An 18,780-nucleotide genomic window follows, 5' to 3' on the forward strand; every position below is an offset into this window, starting at 1 on the left:
CGTTTTTCGAACAGCGTTGGGATTATAGATGATCCCGCAGGAATTCGCGAACGTCCCGGGTCAGCGCCTCGGGCTCTTCCAGGGCCGCGAAATGGCCCCCCGCCGGCATCTGGGACCACCGCTGCACATCGTAGTAGCGCTCGACGGTCTGGCGAGGCGGAGGGGGCAGGAATTCCTTTGGAAACAAGGCGATGGCGGTCGGAACCGTCACGTTCTGGCCCTCGAAACGGCCCGTCGCCCGCTCCTCGGCGGCGCCCCGATACAGCCAGATCGCCGTGCCGGCCTTATCGGCCGCCAGGTAAAACATCAGGTTTGCGATCAGCGCATCCTTGGAGAACCGGCTTTCGATATCGCCGCCGGTGTCGCCCCAGCCCTGGAACTTCTCCAGCACCCAGGCGGCCAGGGCCACGGGACTGGCGGCCAGCGCCACGGCCACCGTCTGCGGCTTGGTCATGTGCTGGACCATGTAGGCGCTCTCGCGCTGCTGCACGGCCATGAAGTCGGCCCGCCACTTCAACTCGTCCGGATCGTCGGTCGGATCGGTCAGCGGCGGGATGCAGAGGTTCAGGTGAATGGCCGCCACGACATCGGCGTGATCGACCCCCAGCCAGGTCGAGATGGCGCTGCCCAGATCCCCGCCCTGGGCGGCGAAGCGCTGGTAGCCGAGCACATCGGTCATCAGCCTGCGCCACAGCCCGGCGATGGCGCGCGGGCCCATCGGCCGGGGCGGGGTCTGGGAAAAGCCGACGCCGGGCAGGGAGGGGATGACGAGGTCGAAACCGTCCTCGGCGTCGCCGCCGAACCGCTCGGGATGACACAGGGGCTCGATCAGCGCCGCGAACTCGTAAGCCGAGCCCGGCCAACCATGGGTCAGGATCAGCGGCCGGGGCCGCGAGGCCGAGCCCTTCACATGGAAGAAGTGAATGTCGAGGCCATCGACCTCAGCCAAAAACTGCGGGAAGCGGTTGAGCCGCGCCTCCTCGGCCCGCCAGTCGTGCTCGGTGGCCCAATAGTCGAGGAAGCTCCGCAGCCATGCGACATCGACCCCATAGCGCCAGTCGGCGTCATCGACGGGCGCGGGCGGCAGCTCGGCGGCGGCCACGGCGGCGCGGATGCGGTCGAGCTTGTCCTGCGGGACCGCGATCTGGAACGGGCGAGGGCTCATGCGGCCGCCTGGGGGCGGCCATGAAGGTTGCGCAGGGCCACCTTGTTGACCTTGCCGCTGGGCAGCACCGGGAACTCGGCGACGAAGACGATGTCCTTGGGCTTCTTGTAGCTGGCGATGCGGCTGGCGCACCAGGCGATCAGTTCCTCGGCCGAGGCCGCCGCGCCGGGGCGAGCGATCACCACCGCCACCACCGCCTCGCCCCACTTCTCGTCCGGCCGGCCGATCACCGCCACCTGCGACACCGCCGGGTGTTCCGCCAGGGCCCGCTCGACCTCCAGGGAATAGATGTTCTCCCCGCCGGAGATGATCATGTCCTTCTTGCGATCGACCAGGAAGATCCGGCCCGCCTCGTCGAAATAGCCCATGTCGCCGGTGCGCAGCCAACCGTCGCGCAGGGTCTCGACGGTGGCGGCGGTGTTGTTCCAGTAGCCGGTCATCATCGCCTCGGACCGCAGCCAGATCTCGCCGCTGACGCCAGTGGCGCAGTCCGCGCCGTCCTCGCCGACGATACGGATCTCGGCCTTCTGATAGGCCTGGCCGATGGAGCCCAGCAGGGCGGCGTCCGGGCCCTCGACCGAATGCATGTGTTTCGGCAGGCAGGTGCCGGAGCCCTCGGTCATGCCCCAGGAGTTGACGAACACCGGCCCGAACCGGGCCATCGCCCGCGTCAGCACCGGCACCGGCATCGGGGCGGCGGCATAGAGCAGGGTCTCGACGCTGGAGAGGTCGAAGGTCTCGAACTGCGGCAGCTCGACCAGGGCCTGGACCATCAGCGGCACCAGGTGCAGGTGGGTGATGCGCTCGGCCTGCACCGCCGCCAGCACGGCGGCCGGGTCGAAGGCCCGGTGGATGTGGATCTCGCCGCCGCGCCACAGCTGGGCCAGGGCGCTCGACTGGGCGCCGGCGTGGAAGAAGGGCATGACCTCCAGCATCTTGCCGCGCGGCCGCACGTCCATGATGCAGGCCATGCTCTCGGCGCAGGCCAGCTCGCAGGCATGGCTGCGCATGACGCCCTTGGGCCGGCCGGTGGTGCCGCTGGTGTAGATGATGTGGGCGATGTCGCCGGGCTCGGCCTTGATCGGCGCCCCGGCCGCGTCGCCCGCGCTGAGGAAATCCTCATAGGCGATTGCCCAGTCCGGCGCCGCGCCGATGCAGACGTAGGTCTCGATGTCCGGCAACTCGCCGCGCAGGCCGGCGACCACCTCGGCGTACTGGGCTTCGAAGATCAGCACCCGGGGGGCGGTGTCGCCCAGCACATAGCGGAACTCCGGCGCCGCCAGCCGGAAGTTGACGGTCGAGACGATGTAGCCGGCCAGCCAGCAGGCCGAGAACACCTCGACATACTCGAAGGTGTTCATCGCCAGGATGGCCACCCGGTCCTGCTGCCGGCAGCCGGCGTCGTGGAGGGCGGCGGCCAGCCGGTGGGCGCGGCCGACATGCTGGCGGTTGGTGAAGCGGTGCTGGCCGTAGACCAGGCAGGTGTCATCGGCGAAGAAACGGGCGTTGCGCTCGACCAGCTCTCCCAGGGTTTTCATCGGCTACTCCGCCGCCAGGTTGGTCGGCCGGGACAGCCTGGCGAAGCGGGCCAGATGCATGTCGGTCGAGCCGTAGAGGCCGCGGGCCAGGGTCAGGCGCTTGAAGTAGTGGCCCACCGCATACTCCTCGGTGACCCCGATGCCGCCGTGCAGCTGCACCGCCTGGCCGCCGACGAAATAGCCGGCCTCGCCGATCTGCGCCTTGGCCGCCGAGACGCCCTTGCGCCGTTCGTCGGGGTCCGTCTCAGCCAGCGCCGCCAGGCCCCGGTAGAGCATCGACCGGGCCAGCTCGGTCTCGACCAGCATGTCGGCCATGCGGTGCTGCAGGGCCTGGAAGGTGTTGAGGGTGACGCCGAACTGCTGGCGGGTCTTCAGGTAGTCGCGGGTCATCCACAGCGCCGCCTCCATCGCCCCCAGCGCCTCGGCGCAGAGGCCGACCGTGGCGTGGTCGATGGCCAGTCCGATGGCTTCGGTCGCCCCGCCGGCCGGGCCGATCAGAGCTTCGGCGGTCAGGTTCGTCTGGAAGGTGAAGTCGGCCACCCGTCGCCCGTCGACGGCGCGGTAATCCCGACGCTCCACGCCCGGCTGGTCGGCCCTGACCTGGAACAGGCTGACACCCGCCCGGTCGCCGTCGTCGCCGGAGGTCCTGGCCGGGACCAGCAGCAGGTCCGCCGCCGGCCCGCCGAGCACGAAGCGCTTGGTCCCGGTCAGGCTCCAGCCGTCGGCGGTGCGCACCGCCCGGGTGTCGTCGGCCTCGCCATGGGCCAGGACGGCGATGGTTTCGCCGCCGATGATCGGCTCCAGCAAGGCGTCGCGCTGCTCCGCCGGCGCCAGGGCCGCGATCGCCTGGATGGCGCCGACGCAGGCCAGGAAGGGCTCCAGCACCAGGGCCCGGCCCATCTCCTCCAGCAGGATGGCGGTCTCCACCGGCCCGCCGCCGTAACCGCCGAGCTCCTCCGACAGCCCCGCCCCCAGCCAGCCCAGCTCGGCGAAGGTCGCCCAATGGGCCCGCGAGAAGCCGTCCTCGCTACGCAGCAAGGTGGTGCGGTGCTCGAAGCCGTAGTCGCGCTCGCAGAAGCGACGGACGCTTTCCCGCAGGGCCTGCTGTTCGGATGTCGGGGTGAAGTTCATAGCCCGAGGACCGCCTTGGCGATGATGTTCCGTTGAATCTCGTTGGTGCCGCCATAGATGGTCGTCGCCCGGCGGAACATCGCCCGGGCCAGCCAGCCGGCCGCGTGGTCGGCGGCCGGCGGGATCGGGGTGGCCGCATCGATGCGCGGCGCCCCCTCGTCCGGATAGACCGCCAGCCCATGGTCACCCAGCGCCTCGACCCCCAGGTCGGCCACCCGCTGGCGCAGCTCCGCCCCGCGCAGCTTCAGCACCGAGGCCACCGAGGTCATGGCCGGGTCGTCGGCCTCCATGTGCAGCACGCGCAGCACGGCGTATTCCAGGGCCATCAGGTCGACCTCGAACCGGGCCAGCTTGGCGGCGAACAGCGGATCGTCGGCGATCGGCCGGCCGTCCCGCCGCTCCACCTCGGCCAGGGCCTTCAAGGCCTCCAGGTCGGCGCGGGTGTGGGGCGTCTCGGCGCTCATCGCCCGCTCGTTGGTCAGCAGGAACTTGGCGTAGGACCAGCCGCGGTTCTCGTCGCCGACCAGGTTCTCGACCGGCACCCGGACCTCGTCGAGGAAGACCTCGTTGACGCTCAGCCCCTCGTCCAGGGTGTAGATCGGCCGCACGGTGACGCCGGGCGACTTCATGTCGATCAGCAGGAAGGAGATACCCGCCTGCGGCCGGCTCTCGGCGTCGGTCCGCACCAGGGCGAACATCATGTCGGCCTTGTGCCCCTCGGAGGTCCAGGTCTTCTGGCCCGAGACGATGTAGTGGTCGCCGTCGCGCACGGCCCGGGTCTTCAGGGAGGCGAGGTCCGATCCGGAGTTGGGCTCGGAGAAGCCCTGGCACCAGAAGGTGTCGCCATCGCGGATGGCCGGCAGGTAGCGGCTCTTCTGGGCCTCGTCGCCGAAGGTGTAGAGCACCGGCCCGACCAGCTCGAAGCCGGTCTGCTGCAACAGCGGCGCCCCGGCCGCCCGCAGCTCGACGTCGAACAGGTAGCGCTGCAGGGCCGTCCAGTCGACGCCGCCATGCTCGGCCGGCCAGTGGAAGGCGGCCCAGCCCTTGGCGTTGAGGATCTTGGTCCAGCGGCGGACGTCATCCGGCCGCGAGTGGTAGCCCTGGCGCCCACGCCGGGCGAGATCGGCCGGCAGCGCCTCGCCGATGAAGGCGCGCACCTCCTGGCGGAAGGCCTCGTCGGCGGGGGTGAGGTTGAAGTCCATGAGCCAGTGATAAGGGCTCCGCGCCCAAGTCCAGAGTGCGCTTTGCGAAAGCCGGCGGTCAAATCGTATGGACGATCCCTGGACGACCGATGACCAGCTTGCGGCATGAGCCATCGCCGAAGACGGCCAAGACAGAATGAGCCGCCGTGAGAGTTCCCTTCTCCCCTCGTGGGAGAAGGTGTCGGCGAAGCCGACGGATGAGGGGGCTCCCCGGCCTCCGACACAGCCTGTCGCCGCCCACCTCTGCGCAGCTTGAAGACCTATCGACCCCTCATCCGGCCCTTCGGGCCACCTTCTCCCACAAGGGGAGAAGGGAACCCTCACGGCGGCTGACCCTGTCTTGGGCCTCGGTTCCCATGAGCGATGGGCCGGCCGTCAGGTCCGTGGACGGCTATCGCGTGGACGATCAAGTCCCGCCAGGCGGGCCCACGCGTTGACGGGCCGGCCCCCGCGTCCGTACGCCGAAGTCCACAAAGACGAGCAGACGTCGCGCAAGGAGCTCCCATGACCCCGGTGGATTACAGCCTGGAGACGGATGTCGCCGTCCTGACCGTCAACTATCCGCCGGTGAACGCCCTGAGCCACGCCGTGCGGACCGGGCTGATGGACGGGCTGCAGCAGGCGCTGGCCGACGCGGCGGTAAAGGCCATCGTCATCCTCGGCGGCGGCACGACCTTCATCGCCGGGGCCGACATCACCGAGTTCGGCACGCCCAAGTCCACGGCGGCGCCCCGGCTGCAGGACGTGCAGCAGGCGCTGGAACAGAGCCCCAAGCCGACGGTGGCCGCCATCCATGGCACGGCCCTGGGCGGCGGGCTGGAACTGGCCTTGACCTGCCACGCCCGCGTCGCCGTCGCCTCGGCCAAGGTCGGCCTGCCGGAGGTCAAGCTTGGCCTGCTGCCGGGGGCCGGCGGCACCGTGCGGCTGCCGCGCCTGGTCGGGCCGCAGGCGGCGCTGGAGCTGATCACCTCCGGCGAGCACGCCTCGGCCGCCAAGGGCCTGGAGCTCGGCATCCTCGACGCCATCGTCGGTGACCTGCGCCCCGACGCCGTCGCCTATGCCCGCAAGCTCGCCGAGCAGGGCGCCCCGCCGCCGGTCATCGCCCGCGAGGACAAGGTCGCCGGCGTCGATCCGGGCGTCTTCGAAGCCTTCCGCAAGTCGATCGCCAAGAAGGCCCGCGGCCAGGTCGCCCCCTTCAAGATCATCGACTGCGTCGAGACCGCCTGCACGCGGCCGGCGGCCGACGCCATCGCCTTCGAACGCGCCGCCTTCGCCGAACTGCTGGATGGCGACCAGCGCAAGGCGCTGATCCACTACTTCTTCGCCGAGCGCGAGGCCCGCAAGATCCCCGACGTGCCCGCCAGCGTCGCGCCGCTGCCGATCCGCAAGGCGGCCGTCATCGGCTCGGGCCTGATGGGCGGCGGCATCGCCATGGTCTTCGCCAACGCCGGCATCCCGGTGACCCTGGTCGACGTCAATCCCGAGGCCCTCGCCAAGGGCCGGGGCATCATCGAGAAGAACTACACCACCTCCGTCGCCCGCGGCTCGCTGAGCCAGGAGCGGATGGACCGCGCCCTGTCGCTGATCGCCACGACCACCGACTACGCCGACCTGGGCGACGTCGACCTGGTCGTCGAGGCGGTGTTCGAGAAGATGGAGCTGAAGAAGGAGATCTTCGCCCGCCTCGACCAGACCACGCCCCGCCACGCCATCCTCGGCTCCAACACCTCTTCGCTGAACATCGACGAGATCGCCTCGGCCACCAGCCGGCCGGACAAGGTGATCGGGGTGCACTTCTTCAGCCCCGCCAACGTCATGAAACTGCTGGAGAACGTGCGCGGCGCGGCCAGCTCGCATGAGACCATCGCCACGGTCATGGCGCTGGGCAAACAGCTGGGCAAGGTGCCGGTCCTGGCCGGCAACTGCGACGGCTTCATCGGCAACCGCATGCTGCAGTACTACACCGGCGAGGCCGAGTTCATGCTGGAAGAGGGCGCGACGCCCGAGCAGATCGACCGCGTCGCCGAGGGCTTCGGCATGGCCATGGGCCCGCTGGCCATGCGCGACATGGCCGGCATGGACACCAGCGTCCTGGTCCGCGCCGCCCGCCGCCTGACCCTGCCGGCGGACGAGCGCCTGCCGCCCATCGTCGAGCGCCTGGTCGAGGCCGGCCGCATCGGCCAGAAGAACGGCAAGGGCTACTACCGCTACGAAGGCCGCACCCGCATCCCCGACCCCGAGGCCGTCGCCATCATCGAGGCGGTGTCCAAGGAGCTGGGCATCACCCGCCGCCCGTTCACCGACGAGGAGGTCCGCGACCGCCTGTTCCACCCCCTGGTCAACGAGGGGGCCAAGGAGCTGGAGGAGGCCATCGCGCTGCGGGCCAGCGACATCGACGTGGTCTGGGTCAACGGCTACGGCTTCCCGGCCCATCGCGGCGGGCCGATGTTCTGGGGCGAGGCCAGCGGCCTTGACCGGGTCGTCGCCACCGCCCGCATGCTGGGAGCCAAGAACGGCCAGCGCTGGCGGCCTTCGCCGCTGCTGGAGCGGCTGGCCGCGGCCGGCAAGGGCTTCGCCTCGGCCCAGGCGTTCCTCGTCCGCGAGCCGGCTTAGGGGCCGCCCGTGCCCTGGGCCGAGCCAGCGGCGATCCACCAACCGGCAGGAGCGGTCATGCCCTCACCAGACGCGGTCCTTGAGCAGAAGGCGCTGGAGGGGCTGGCCCTGAGGCTCAGCCTGCGGCCGGAGATCCAGGCGGCCCGGGCCCAGGCGCGGCGACTGTTCCTCGACGACCCGGACGCCCGGACGCCGGACGGCGCCGCGTCAGTCGAGGACGCCGCCGACCAGCACTTCTACGGCGCCCTGCTGCTGGCCATGAACACCGACCCGCACCACCCGCGGATCATGCCGCTGTTCCTCTACCGCCACACGATCGACGGCCAGGAATACCCGGCCGCCCTGCACGGCGGGCTGGAGAACCCCGACAACGTCTACCGCGCCATCCCGATCTCCTCGGACAGCCGCTACGAACTGCGCGGCGTGCGGCACAGCCCGGCCCCGGCCCAGGTCACCTATGAGCTGATGGACTCCATCCCGGGCGTGCGCGGCATCGGCGAGCAGCTGGGCCTGTTGATGGACCGCGACATGGTCGTCGCCGTCGATGGGTCCTTCGTCATCACGCTGGATTCCGACCCCGCCAATGGTCGGCCCAACCACATCCAGCTGACCCCCGAAGTCCGCTGCCTGTTCATCCGCGACACCCTGTCAGACTGGACCACCCAGGCGGCCGACAGCCTGACCATCGTCCGGACCGCCGGGCCCCAGACCCCGCCGCGTAGCGAGGACGACCTCGCCGCCGAGGCCGCCCGGCTGATCCCGGCCTACGCCGCCTTCTGGCACGACCTGCCCAAGCGCTTCCGCAAGCAGCTGGCCTTCAAGACCAACGCCTTCGACCCGCCGGCCCGCCGCACCGGCGGCTGGGGCTTCATCGCCAACAGCCATTTCGAGATCGCCGAGGACGAAGCCTTCGTCTTCACCGCCGACCCCAAGGCCGCGCCCTACCATGCCGTGCTGATCGGCAATCACTGGTGGATCGCCCTGGACGCCGACCGCCGCTCAGGGGCCTTCAACACCTCGCAGGCGACGGCCAACCGCGACGGGACCATCACCTATGTCGTCGCGATGAAGGACCCCGGCGCCGCCAACTGGCTCGACACCGGCGGCCTGCACGGCGGCATCATCCAGGTGCGTTGGCAGGGGACGCCGGCCGAGGTGATGGAACTGCCGGACGCGATCAGCGGGGGGAAGGTCGTGAAGCTGGCCGACCTGAAGGCGGAGCTGCCCGCGGAGACCGTCTGGCTGGACGAGAAGGGGCGCGAGGCGCAACTCACCGCCCGCCACGCCTCCTACCTGCGCCGGTTGTCGCCGCCTTAGGGCCCCCCTCTTTTTTTCTGTCATCCTTCGGTCGCGCAGCGATCCGGAGGACCCACCGCTAGGGCGGAACCGCCTGGACCCGGCAGGCCGCCACTGACGGCCGCGCGAGCCTATTCACGCCAGCAGCCTGGCAGACAGGTGGGTCCTCCGGATCGCTGCGCGACCGAAGGATGACAAGAGAGAAAGGGTTGAACGCGGGATGGAAACTAAGCCGCCTCCGTCGCCCCGATCGCCGCCTGCACGATGTCCCAATAATCCCCGCCATCACGCGGCACACGCAGCCGGCTCGTATCCCGGATCGCCCCCCAGGCCTTCGCCACCGCCTCCGGCGAATAGTCCTCCAGCGTCACCCCGTCGGTCACCGCCATGACGCTGCGGCTGATCCAGCCGCAGCCGGCGTTGAACACCTCGCCCGAGGCCGGGCAGCTCTCGTGGGCCAGAGCCAGCACCAACGGTGAAACGCGCTCGGTCGACATCGGGTCGCTGGCCGGGCTGTCGGCCACGGCGGCGGCGGCCGGGCCGGCCGCCAGGGCGGTCAGGCGGGTGGCGGCGGTCGGGGAGACGGCGTTGATCCTGACGCCGCCCTTGGCCCCCTCGATGGCCAGCACCCGCATCAGCCCGACGATGCCCATCTTGGCCGCGCAATAGGCCGCCTGGCCAAAGCTGCCGAACAGGCCCGACGGCGAGGTGGTGACCACCAGATTGCCGCCGCCGTTCTCGCGCATCCAGTTGAAGGCCGGCTGCACCGTGAACACCGTCCCCCGCAGATGGACGTCGAGCAGCAGGTCCAGCTCCTCCAGGCTCATCTTGGCGAAGCTGCGGTCGCGCAGGATGCCGGCGTTGGCGATCACCGCGTCGACGCGGCCGTAGGCGTCCAGGGCGGTCCTCAGGATGTTCTGGCCGCCTTCCTGGGTGGCCACGGAATCGAAGTTGGCGACCGCCTCGCCGCCGGCGGCGCGAATCTCCTCGACCACCTTCTGGGCGGCGGCCTGGTCGCTGCCCTGGCCGTCGGCGGCGCCGCCGAGGTCGTTGACCACCACCTTGCCGCCGCGCCGGGCGATCTGGCGGACGTAGGTGCGGCCCAGGCCCCCGCCCGCGCCGGTCACCACCACCACCTTGCCCTCGAACGACATGGGTTCAGTCATCTCATCTCTCCAAGGGCGGCAGCGCGCCCGCTCAGGTCTGGGTAAACTTCGGCCGCCGCTTCTCGATCGAGGCGGTGCGTTTCTCGGCGGCGTCGGCGGTGGCCTGGCTGGCCAGCACGCCCCGGGCCTCAAAGTCGATGGCCGCCTCCAGGCTTCCGCCCTCGAGGTTGCGCCACAGGGCTTCCTTGGTCAGCCAGATGCCGATCGGGCTGTTGACGGCGATGGCGTCGGCCAGGGCCAGGGCCTCGTCCATCAGGGCCTCGTCGGGCACGACCCGCAGAGCGAGGCCGATGCGCTCGGCTTCCTCGGCCAGCACCGGCCGGGCGGTCAGCAGGATCTCCGCCGCCCGCTGGGTCCCCACGGCGCGGGGCAGCATGTAGCTCATGCCCAGCTCCGTGCCGGTGCCGGCGTTGTGGATGACGTTGACGAACTTGGCCGAGGCCCCGGCGATGCAGAGGTCGGCGGCCAGGGCGACGGCGTAGCCGATGCCGGCGGCGGCGCCGTTGACGGCGGCGATGATCGGCTGGGGCATGGCCCGCATCAGCGGCGGAATCTGGCCGAGGACCGCCAGATTGTACTTGCCCGACTGGATGCGCCCCAGCCCCGGCTTGACCCAGGCGGCGGTTCCGCCGGCCCGGGTGTCGTGCCCGGCGCAGAAGCCGCGCCCGGCCCCGGTGACGATGATGACCCGGGTGTCGGGATCGTGGCGCAGAGATTCCAGGGAGGCGATGAAGGCCTGGTACATGTCGAAGGTGAAGGCGTTCAGCGCCTCCGGCCGGTTAAGGGTCAGCCGCTTCACCCCGGGGGCCGGCTCGTCGATCAGGACCGGCTTGGCGTCGTCGGACATGGGTTTGGCCTCCAATACGGTCGCGAAAACCCGCGCCGCGCCGACCGTGACACACCCCCGGGGGCGGTCAACCGGCCCTTGGAAACACCACAACTGGCGGGCTTGCGCGAGCCTCTGGAACGCCGACGGCGCGTCCATCGCGGCTGCGATCCGCCCTTAAAGTGGAAAGGGCCGCGCCATTGCCGGCGCGGCCAAGTTTATCCAGGGAGGAAACGCTCCAATAGAAGCGTCATGACCGATACCCAGCCGCCCCGCCGGCGGGAAGGGCGATTACGCCGAGGGCCCGCCGTGCGCGCATCTGCGATGGATTGAGGCCTGTCGCCGGACCTTCAAGGTCCGATTGCCTAAGCTCTGGGCAGTCCCAGCATGCGTTCGGCGATGACCGTCTTGATGATCTCGTTGGCCCCGCCGGCGATGGTCCAGGCGTAGCTCAGCAGGAAGTCGTACATGCGGTTGCCGGTCTGGTGGCCGCCGCCGGGCAGGCCGGGGCGCAGCAGCTGGGCGTCCAGGCCGTCGATGCGCAGGCGCAGGTCGGTGTAGCGGCGCAGCAGTTCGGAGAACTGCACCTTGATCAGCGAGGGCATGGAGGAGGAGGCGATCTCGCCGTCGGCCTCGATGTCGTTCATCATTCGCCGGATCAAGAGGCGCAGGCCGGTCATCTGGCCGTAGGCGCTCATGTAGTCGCGGCGCAGCGCGTCGTCCTTGAACCAGTCGGCCCGGCCCTCGCGGACCTCGGCCAGGTCACGGTCGAAGGCGCGGGCCATGCGTTCGGACAGTTCGAAGATGATCAGGCCGCGCTCGGCCGACAGGGTCGACTGGGCGATCAGCCAGCCCTGGTTCTCCTCGCCGATCAGGTTGCCGACCGGGATCTCGACGTTGTCGAGGAAGATTTCGCTGAATTCCGCCTGGCCGGTCGGCTGGCGGATCGGCCGGACGGTGACGCCGGGGCTCTTCATGTCGAGGATGAAGTAGGAGATGCCGGCGTGCTTCTTGGGGGCGTCGGGATTGGTCCGGGCCAGCAGCAGGCAGTAGTCGGCGAACATGCCGTAGGACGACCAGACCTTCTGGCCGTTGACGACGTAGACGTCGCCCTTGCGCTCGGCGCGGGTCCGCAGCGAGGCCAGGTCCGACCCGGCCCCCGGCTCGGAGAAGCCCTGGCACCAGATTTCGCCCCGTTCCTTGACCCCCGTCAGGTAGCGGTTCCGCTGTTCGGCCGTGCCGTGGCCGAACAGGGTGGCGGGCAGGTGGTAGAGGGAGATGGTGAAGAGGTCGGGGTTGGGAGCGTTGATGCGGGCGATCTCCTCGAAGATCACCGTCTGGTGGCGCAGCGACAGGTCGGCGCCGCCCCAGTCGCGCGGCCAGTGGGGCGTGGCCAGCCCGACCTTGCGCATCTCGGCGAACCATTTGCGCTGATAGTCGACGAAGGCCTCCTCGTTGGCCCCGGCCATCCGCTCGGCCCAGTCGGCCGGCACGGTGGCTTCCAGCCAGGCGCGGACCTCGGCGCGGAAGACGGTGAGGTCGTCCAGCTTGGACAGCGGATCGAAGGCGCGGGGCGGGGCGGCGGCGAGCATGGTCATCCTGAGGCCGCGACCAGCAGGGCGGCGGCTCGGTCCAGATGGGCGGCGGTCCCGCCGTACAGCGCCTGGTCCAGCTTGGCCCGTTTGAGGAACAGGTGGCAGTCGTGTTCCCAGGTGTAGCCGATGCCGCCATGCAGCTGGACGGCGTCCTCGGCCACCTTGGCGTAGACCTCGCAGGCGTAGGCCTTGGCCACCGAGGCCATCAGCGGGGCGGTGGGGTCGCCATCGGCCTGCAGGCGGACCGCCTCGGCGACGACGGCGGCGGAGGCGCTCATCGCCACCTTATGGTCGGCGCAGCGGTGCTTGAGGGCCTGGAAGGAGCCGATCGGCTTGCCGAACTGCTCGCGGGTCTTGAGGTAGTCGAGGGTGCGCTCGAAGATCGCCTCGGCCCCGCCGACCGCGTCGCAGGCCAGGGCCAGGGCGGCCTCGGCCAGCAGGACGGGTTGGGCTGCGGCGGATCCGGCCAGCAGCCGGTCGGCCGGCAGGCGCAGGCCCGCGAAGCTGGCGCGGGCCAGGTGCCGGGTCTGGTCGACGGTGCGTTCGAGGACGAGATCGACGCCGTCGGCCTTGGGCTCGACGATGACGTAGGCCGGTTCGCCGGAGGCGTCGCGGGCCTCGATGACCAGCAGGTCGGCGTTCATGCCCTGCAACAGTTCGGCGGCCTCGCCGGTGAGGAGGATGTCGCTGCCGTCGCGGCGCAGTGTCGGGCCTGGGACGGAACCGGGCCGAGGCGCCGAGACGGCGCAGATCGCGGCGCCCTCGGCGATGGCCGGCAGCCAGCGGTCCTGCTGGGCCTCGCTGCCCGCCAGGGCGATGGCGCGGGCCGCCAACACGGCGCCGAGATAGGGCAGGGGGGCCAGGCAGCGGCCCAGTTCCTTGAAGACCACGGCGGTCTCGGCGACGCCCAGGCCAAGGCCGCCCTGCGCCTCGGGAACGCTCAGGGCTGGCCAGCCGAGCTCGGCGGCCTTCTCCCACAGCGGCTGGTCGATCAGGGCGCCGTCGTCGAACAGGCGGTGGACCCGCGCGCTCGAGGCCTCGCTGACGAGAACGTCGCGGACGCCTTCGCGCAGGGCCGCCAAGTCGATGCCGCCGTCGCTCATCTCAGAAATAGACCTCGTCGTCGAACTTGGGCGTGGTCTTGCCGACCATGGCGGCCACGGCATTGGCCGCCTCGCCGCCGCTGAAGTTGGCCATCTCGAAGGCCAGGGAGAGGTCGAAGATCGGCTGGGCCTGGCGCAGCCAGTGGTTCAGCACATACTTGGTCATCCGCAGGGCCGTGGGGGCCACGGCGGCCAGCTGGACGGCGACCTCGACGGCCTTGTCCTGCAGCTCGGCGGCGTCGACGGCCAGGGCCACCAGGTTGTTGCGCTCGGCCTCTTCGCCGGTCATCGGCGCGTTGGTCATCAGGAAATACTTGGCCTTGGCCATGCCGCACAGCAGCGGCCAGATCATCGCCGCATGGTCGCCGGGCGCGACCCCGATCCGCAGGTGGCCGTCGAGCAGCTTGGCCTGTTTGGCGGCGATCGGCACGTCGGCCAGCAGGGCGATGGCCAGGCCCGCGCCGACCGCCGGGCCGTTGATCGCCGAGACGATCGGCTTGCGGGCGTTGATGATGCCGGAGACCAGCCGGCTGGCGCCGCTGAAGCCCTTGGCGAAACTCTGGGCCGGGTCGAGCGGGGTGTCGACCGGCATGTCGTCCAGCGCCCCGCCCGAGCTGAAGGCGCGCCCGGCCCCGGTGATGATCGACACCCGCGTCTCGGGGTCCTCGTCGATCACCGCCCACAGCGTTTCCAGCTGGCGATGGGCGACGCCGTCGAGTGCGTTCATCTTGTCGGGATTGTTGATCGTCACCCGCAGCACATGCGGCGCGGGGCGGTCGAACAGCAGGCGGTCAAAGGCGGCGTAAAGGTCGGTCATGGCTTGGCAGTAGACACCCAATGGCTCGTGGGAGCACCTCGAAAAGGCCCCGGGGGACCGGTGAGATCGCCAGGGCGATCAGGCGATCTCGAACAGGGCCGCCGCGCCCATGCCGCCGCCAATGCACATGGTCACCACCGCCCGCTTGACGCCCCGGCGCCGGCCCTCGATCAGGGCGTGGCCGGTCAGGCGCGAGCCGCTCATGCCGTAGGGGTGGCCGATGGCGATGGCCCCGCCGTCGACGTTCAGCCGCTCGGCCGGGATGCCCAGCCGGTCGCGGCAGTAGACCACCTGCACGGCGAAGGCCTCGTTGAGTTCCCACAGGTCGATGTCGTCGACGCTGAGGCCATGGCGGGCCAGCAGCTTGGGGATGGCGAACACCGGGCCGATGCCCATCTCGTCGGGCTCGCAGCCGGCCACCGCGAAGCCGACGAAGCGGCCGAGGGGGCTGAGCCCCCGGCTGGCGGCCTCATCCTCATGCATGACCACGCAGACGCTGGCCCCGTCCGACAGCTGGCTGGCGTTGCCGGCGGTGATGAAGGCGTCCTCGCCCTGGACGGGCTTGAGCTTGGCTAGGCTCTCGAGGTTGGTGTCGGGGCGGTTGCCCTCGTCCTGGCTGAGGGTGACCTCGACCTCGGTGGTGACCTGCGTCGCCTTGTCGGTGACCAGCTGGCGGGCGGTGATCGGCACGATCTCGGCGTCGAAGCGTCCGGCCTGCTGGGCGGCGGCCGTGCGGGCCTGGCTCTCCAGGGCATAGGCGTCCTGCGCCTCGCGGCTGACACCGTAGCGGCGGGCGACGTTGTCGGCCGTCTGGATCATCGACCAGTAGAGTTCGGGCTTGATCTCCAGGATGGCGGCGTCCTGCTTGCGGTGGCCGTTCATGTGCGGCTGGGTCAGGGAGACGCTCTCCAGCCCGCCGGCCACATAGACCCTGCCTTCGCCGGCGATGATCCGCTGAGCGGCCAGGGCGATGGTCTGCAGGCCGGAGGAGCATTTGCGGTCCAGGGTGAAGCCGGGAACGCTGGCGGGGGCGCCGGCGGCCAGGGCGGCCTGGCGGGCGATGTTGCTGCCCGTCGCGCCTTCCGGCGTGGCGCAGCCGATCAGCACGTCCTCGATCTCGGCCAGGTCGAGGCTCGCCCGGGCGGCGGCTGCGGCGATCACATGGCCGCCCAAGGTGGCGCCGTGGACGTTGTTGAGGGCGCCGCGGAAGGCCTTGCCGATCGGCGTGCGGGCGGTGGAGACGATAACGGCGGCGGACATGGGACTTCCTTGTTCAGGCGATGTCGGCGCGGCGCGTCAGCTCCGGCCAGAAGGCGTCGGCGCCCAGCGCCGCGACCTGGGCCCCGAGACGCTCGGCCCAGAAGCGGTCGCCGCCGTACTCGGACCGCCAGGCGACCAGCCGGCCGGTCAGGTGGTGCAGCTCGCATTCGGCCGTGAAGCCGATGGCCCCATGCGCCTGATGGGCGATGGAGGCCCCGACGCCGCTGGCCAGGTTGGCGCGCAGCTTGGCGGCGGCGATCTCGAAGCCGGCCTCGCCCCGGTCGGCGGCGCGGGCGGCGGCCTGGCCAGCGCTGTTCACGGCGGCGGCCTCCTCGGCGAAGACGGCCAGATTCTGCTGCATGGCCTGGAACTTGGCCAACGGCTTGCCGAACTGGACCCGCTGGTTGACGTAGTCGATCGACAGGGCCAGGGCCGCGTCGAGGGCCCCGGCGATCTGGGCCGTGCGCAGCAAGGCGCCGAGCGCGAAGGCGTCGGTGGGCGCTACGGCAACCTCCACGGCGGCGTTCTCGAAGGTCAGGGTATCGCGCGGTTCGCCAGCCGTATTCTTGCGCCCGACGACGGTCGCTGGCGTCAGGCGCAGCAGCTGTCCGTCACAGACCGCCAGCACGACGCCAGCCTTGCCGCCCCACGGCACAGAGGCCAGACGTCCGCTGAAGCGGTCCCCGTCCAGCCGGCCCTCGCAGACCGGGGCGACGACGGTCAGGCCCTCGGCAGGCTCCCAGTCGGCGGCCGCGACCAGGGCCCCGGCGACAATGGCTTCGACGATCGGCAGCGGCACGGCGTGGACGCCGGCCAGGCGGGCGATGGCGAAGGCGTCCTGCCAGTCGCCGCCGAAGCCGCCGGCCGCCTCGGGGACCAGCAGGGCCGGGAAGCCGGTCTCGTCGACCAGGGGCCAGAGGGTCTCGAACGGTTCGGACCGGCGCGCGGCCAGGTCGGCGAACAGGCGCTCGGCGGTTTCGGTCAGCAGGCCAAGGCTCTCGCTCATCGCAGTCCCAGCCCCCGGGCGATGATCCCGCGCAGAATCTCCCGCGTGCCGCCGCGCAGGGAAAAGGACGGCGACACCTGCAGCAGCAGGGCCAGGATGCGGGCAAAATCGGTGTCTTCGGAGAGGTCGATGTCCTCGATGGCCGCCAGCACGGCCCGGGGCATCTCCTGCTCGAAACAGTTGCCCAGGTCCTTGACGATGGCCGCCTCCAGGGCCGGGTCCTCGCCGGCCGCCAGCTTGGCGGCGGTGGACATCGACATCTGCCGCAACGTCCAGACCTCGGCCGCCAGGCGGCCGATCAGGGCGGCGGCGACCGGCCCGGGATCGGGCCCAGCCCGGCGCACCAGTTCCAGGAACAGGGCGAAGCTGGAGAGGTAGCGCTCCGGTCCCGACCGCTCGAGGGACAGCTCGGCGGTGACCTGTTTCCAGCCCGCCCCTTCCTCGCCGACCAGCATGTCGTCGGGGACGAGCACGTCGTCGAGGAAGACCTCGTTGAAGTCGTGGCCGCCGACCAGGTCGGGGATGGGCCGCACCGTCACGCCCGGCGATTTCAGGTCGATGAGGAACTGGGTCAGCCCCTCCTGGCGCTCGGATCCCTCCTGGGTGCGGACCAGGGTCAGCATGACGTGGGCGTTGTGGGCGTTGGTGGTCCAGACCTTCTGGCCGGAAATGCGCCAGCCCTCGGCCGTCTTCACGCCCTTGGTGCGCACCGAGGCCAGGTCGGAGCCGGCCCCCGGCTCGCTCATGCCGATGCAGGTGTAGAGTTCGCCCCTAGCCATGGCCGGCAGGAAGCGCTGGCGTTGCTCTTCGCTGCCGTAGCGCAGCAGCAGGGGGCCGCTCTGGCGGTCGGCGATCCAGTGCATGCCGACCGGCGCCCCGGCCGCCAGCAGTTCCTCGATGACGGCGTAGCGTTCCAGGGGATGGCGCTCGTGCCCGCCATAGCGTTTGGGCCAGGTCATGCCGATGTAGCCGGCCTCGCCCAGCGCCCGGCTGAAGCCGGCGTCGGCCACCGCCCAGCAGTTGGCGCGGCTTTCCGCCGGCGCCGGCGGCGTGCGCTCGCGCAGGAAGCCGCGCAGCTGCTCGCGCAGTTGCGGCAGGCCGGGCGGCGGGTCGAAGGGGCGGATGCTGAAGGTCTGCACGCCGGGCAGATTGCGCAGGCCGACGGCCCCGGCAACCGGCGGCGCGGCGCTATCGCAGCCGCGATATGGCCGGGCGTGGCGAGGCCCTTGGTCGTCACCGGCCGATGGCGGATGTTAAGTCGCGGTACGAAACCTGAGCGGAGAGAACCCATGTTGGTCGAACTGGCCATTGACGATGGCGTGGCGGTCATCACGATCAACCGGCCCGAGCGCAAGAACGCCATCACCCTGGCCATGCGCACGGACATCGAGCACGCCTTCCTGAAGGCGCAGGATGACGACTCCGTCCGCGCCATCGTCCTCACCGGCGCCGGCGGCGACTTCAGCGCCGGGGCCGACGTCGGCGAGATGGGCGGCGACGGGGTGCGCGGCTCGCTCTACCGCATGCGCCACCTGCACCGCATGGCCCGCAGCGTGGCCGGGACCAACAAGCCGGTGATCGCCGCCGTGCAGGGCGTCTGCATCGGCATGTCCTGGGCGCTGGCTCTCGCCTGCGACGTGGTGGTGGCGGCCGAGAACGCCCGCTTCCAGTTCGCCTTCCGCCACATCGGCCTGGCCCCCGACGGCGGCTCGGCCTTCCTGCTGACCCGCTACGTGCCGCTGCAGCGGGCCAAGGAGATCATGTATTCGGGCCGCTTCGTCAGCGGCGCCGAGGCCCGCGACCTTGGCCTGGCGCTGCACGCCCTGCCGCCCGAAGAGGTCATGCCCAAGGCCATGGAGATGGCCCGCGCCTTCGCGGGAGCCCCGACCCTGGCCCTGTCGATGGCCAAGCGGATGTTCGACGCCGCCCCCGGCCAGACCTTCGACCAGGCCCTCGACTTCGAGGCCAACATCCAGCCGCTGATGACCCAGACGCAGGACTTCAAGGAGGGCACCACCTCCTTCAAGGAGAAGCGCAAGGCCGCCTTCACCGGCAACTAGCG

15 protein-coding genes are annotated in these 18,780 nt (G+C 70.6%); 3 read left to right on the top strand and 12 right to left on the bottom strand.

Features of this window, described 5'->3' with window-relative positions; translation table 11 throughout:
• Positions 1–22: 22 nt before the first annotated feature.
• Genes AC1RSK_RS03615 through AC1RSK_RS03630 form a run of 4 tightly spaced genes read right to left on the bottom strand, consistent with a single transcriptional unit; the run spans position 23 to position 5,036 of the window.
• Positions 23–1,165, bottom strand: coding sequence for an epoxide hydrolase family protein (locus tag AC1RSK_RS03615; protein WP_492905619.1), 1,143 nt, complete (start codon positions 1,163–1,165; stop codon positions 23–25).
• Positions 1,162–2,703, bottom strand: coding sequence for a class I adenylate-forming enzyme family protein (locus tag AC1RSK_RS03620; protein WP_492905621.1), 1,542 nt, complete (start codon positions 2,701–2,703; stop codon positions 1,162–1,164). The genes AC1RSK_RS03615 and AC1RSK_RS03620 overlap by 4 nt, the downstream gene beginning before the upstream one ends.
• A gap of 3 nt (positions 2,704–2,706) precedes the next feature.
• Positions 2,707–3,834 (bottom strand): acyl-CoA dehydrogenase family protein, encoded by a 1,128-nt coding sequence (locus tag AC1RSK_RS03625; RefSeq protein ID WP_492905623.1) that lies wholly within the window; start codon positions 3,832–3,834, stop codon positions 2,707–2,709.
• Positions 3,831–5,036 (bottom strand): acyl-CoA dehydrogenase family protein, encoded by a 1,206-nt coding sequence (locus AC1RSK_RS03630; protein ID WP_492905624.1) that lies wholly within the window; start codon positions 5,034–5,036, stop codon positions 3,831–3,833. The genes AC1RSK_RS03625 and AC1RSK_RS03630 overlap by 4 nt, the downstream gene beginning before the upstream one ends.
• A 504-nt stretch (positions 5,037–5,540) precedes the next feature.
• Between AC1RSK_RS03630 and AC1RSK_RS03635 the strand changes: the two genes are divergently transcribed.
• Positions 5,541–7,649 carry a 3-hydroxyacyl-CoA dehydrogenase NAD-binding domain-containing protein gene (locus tag AC1RSK_RS03635; RefSeq protein ID WP_492905626.1) on the top strand — a complete coding sequence of 703 codons (2,109 nt, stop codon included), beginning with the start codon at positions 5,541–5,543 and terminating at the stop codon, positions 7,647–7,649.
• Positions 7,650–7,706: 57 nt separating this feature from the next.
• Positions 7,707–8,966, top strand: a complete 1,260-nt coding sequence (locus AC1RSK_RS03640) for a hypothetical protein (RefSeq protein ID WP_492905628.1) — start codon at positions 7,707–7,709, stop codon at positions 8,964–8,966.
• A 206-nt stretch (positions 8,967–9,172) separates the two neighbouring features.
• Here the strand turns inward: AC1RSK_RS03640 and AC1RSK_RS03645 are convergent, their stop codons facing one another.
• From AC1RSK_RS03645 to AC1RSK_RS03680, 8 genes are all read right to left on the bottom strand, one after another.
• Positions 9,173–10,111 (bottom strand): SDR family NAD(P)-dependent oxidoreductase, encoded by a 939-nt coding sequence (locus tag AC1RSK_RS03645; protein WP_492905630.1) that lies wholly within the window; start codon positions 10,109–10,111, stop codon positions 9,173–9,175.
• A 31-nt stretch (positions 10,112–10,142) separates the two neighbouring features.
• Positions 10,143–10,958: an enoyl-CoA hydratase-related protein gene (locus tag AC1RSK_RS03650; protein ID WP_492905632.1), complete on the bottom strand. Its 816-nt coding sequence runs from the start codon at positions 10,956–10,958 to the stop codon at positions 10,143–10,145.
• Positions 10,959–11,302: 344 nt separating this feature from the next.
• Positions 11,303–12,535, bottom strand: a complete 1,233-nt coding sequence (locus AC1RSK_RS03655; protein ID WP_492905634.1) for an acyl-CoA dehydrogenase family protein — start codon at positions 12,533–12,535, stop codon at positions 11,303–11,305.
• Positions 12,532–13,635: an acyl-CoA dehydrogenase family protein gene (locus AC1RSK_RS03660; protein ID WP_492905636.1), complete on the bottom strand. Its 1,104-nt coding sequence runs from the start codon at positions 13,633–13,635 to the stop codon at positions 12,532–12,534. Before AC1RSK_RS03660 ends, AC1RSK_RS03655 begins: the two co-directional genes overlap by 4 nt.
• 1 nt (position 13,636) lies before the next feature.
• Positions 13,637–14,452, bottom strand: a complete 816-nt coding sequence (locus AC1RSK_RS03665; RefSeq protein WP_492905638.1) for an enoyl-CoA hydratase/isomerase family protein — start codon at positions 14,450–14,452, stop codon at positions 13,637–13,639.
• 78 nt (positions 14,453–14,530) lie between these two features.
• Positions 14,531–15,712 carry an acetyl-CoA C-acyltransferase gene (locus AC1RSK_RS03670; RefSeq protein ID WP_492905640.1) on the bottom strand — a complete coding sequence of 394 codons (1,182 nt, stop codon included), beginning with the start codon at positions 15,710–15,712 and terminating at the stop codon, positions 14,531–14,533.
• Positions 15,713–15,725: 13 nt separating this feature from the next.
• Positions 15,726–16,718 carry an acyl-CoA dehydrogenase family protein gene (locus tag AC1RSK_RS03675; RefSeq protein WP_492905642.1) on the bottom strand — a complete coding sequence of 331 codons (993 nt, stop codon included), beginning with the start codon at positions 16,716–16,718 and terminating at the stop codon, positions 15,726–15,728.
• Complete coding sequence (locus AC1RSK_RS03680; RefSeq protein ID WP_492905643.1) at positions 16,715–17,857, bottom strand: acyl-CoA dehydrogenase family protein; 1,143 nt, start codon at positions 17,855–17,857, stop codon at positions 16,715–16,717. Before AC1RSK_RS03680 ends, AC1RSK_RS03675 begins: the two co-directional genes overlap by 4 nt.
• Positions 17,858–18,007: 150 nt before the next feature.
• Here AC1RSK_RS03680 and AC1RSK_RS03685 point away from each other — a divergent pair, with 150 nt between their 5' ends.
• Complete coding sequence (locus AC1RSK_RS03685) at positions 18,008–18,778, top strand: enoyl-CoA hydratase/isomerase family protein (RefSeq protein WP_492905645.1); 771 nt, start codon at positions 18,008–18,010, stop codon at positions 18,776–18,778.
• The last annotated feature ends 2 nt before the right edge of the window (positions 18,779–18,780 follow it).

It is taken from the genome of Caulobacter sp. GW821-FHT11A05 (genome assembly GCF_058809015.1).

What these genes read in the sequence shown, in the direction of transcription:
- AC1RSK_RS03675 (WP_492905642.1), bottom strand. Translation starts at nt 16,718, where the DNA reads ATGAGCGAGAGCCTTGGCCTGCTGACCGAAACCGCCGAGCGCCTGTTC.
- AC1RSK_RS03685 (WP_492905645.1), top strand. Translation starts at nt 18,008, where the DNA reads ATGTTGGTCGAACTGGCCATTGACGATGGCGTGGCGGTCATCACGATC.
- AC1RSK_RS03635 (WP_492905626.1), top strand. Translation starts at nt 5,541, where the DNA reads ATGACCCCGGTGGATTACAGCCTGGAGACGGATGTCGCCGTCCTGACC.
- AC1RSK_RS03625 (WP_492905623.1), bottom strand. Translation starts at nt 3,834, where the DNA reads ATGAACTTCACCCCGACATCCGAACAGCAGGCCCTGCGGGAAAGCGTC.
- AC1RSK_RS03620 (WP_492905621.1), bottom strand. Translation starts at nt 2,703, where the DNA reads ATGAAAACCCTGGGAGAGCTGGTCGAGCGCAACGCCCGTTTCTTCGCC.
- AC1RSK_RS03660 (WP_492905636.1), bottom strand. Translation starts at nt 13,635, where the DNA reads ATGAGCGACGGCGGCATCGACTTGGCGGCCCTGCGCGAAGGCGTCCGC.
- AC1RSK_RS03670 (WP_492905640.1), bottom strand. Translation starts at nt 15,712, where the DNA reads ATGTCCGCCGCCGTTATCGTCTCCACCGCCCGCACGCCGATCGGCAAG.
- AC1RSK_RS03655 (WP_492905634.1), bottom strand. Translation starts at nt 12,535, where the DNA reads ATGACCATGCTCGCCGCCGCCCCGCCCCGCGCCTTCGATCCGCTGTCC.
- AC1RSK_RS03640 (WP_492905628.1), top strand. Translation starts at nt 7,707, where the DNA reads ATGCCCTCACCAGACGCGGTCCTTGAGCAGAAGGCGCTGGAGGGGCTG.
- AC1RSK_RS03665 (WP_492905638.1), bottom strand. Translation starts at nt 14,452, where the DNA reads ATGACCGACCTTTACGCCGCCTTTGACCGCCTGCTGTTCGACCGCCCC.
- AC1RSK_RS03650 (WP_492905632.1), bottom strand. Translation starts at nt 10,958, where the DNA reads ATGTCCGACGACGCCAAGCCGGTCCTGATCGACGAGCCGGCCCCCGGG.
- AC1RSK_RS03615 (WP_492905619.1), bottom strand. Translation starts at nt 1,165, where the DNA reads ATGAGCCCTCGCCCGTTCCAGATCGCGGTCCCGCAGGACAAGCTCGAC.
- AC1RSK_RS03645 (WP_492905630.1), bottom strand. Translation starts at nt 10,111, where the DNA reads ATGACTGAACCCATGTCGTTCGAGGGCAAGGTGGTGGTGGTGACCGGC.
- AC1RSK_RS03630 (WP_492905624.1), bottom strand. Translation starts at nt 5,036, where the DNA reads ATGGACTTCAACCTCACCCCCGCCGACGAGGCCTTCCGCCAGGAGGTG.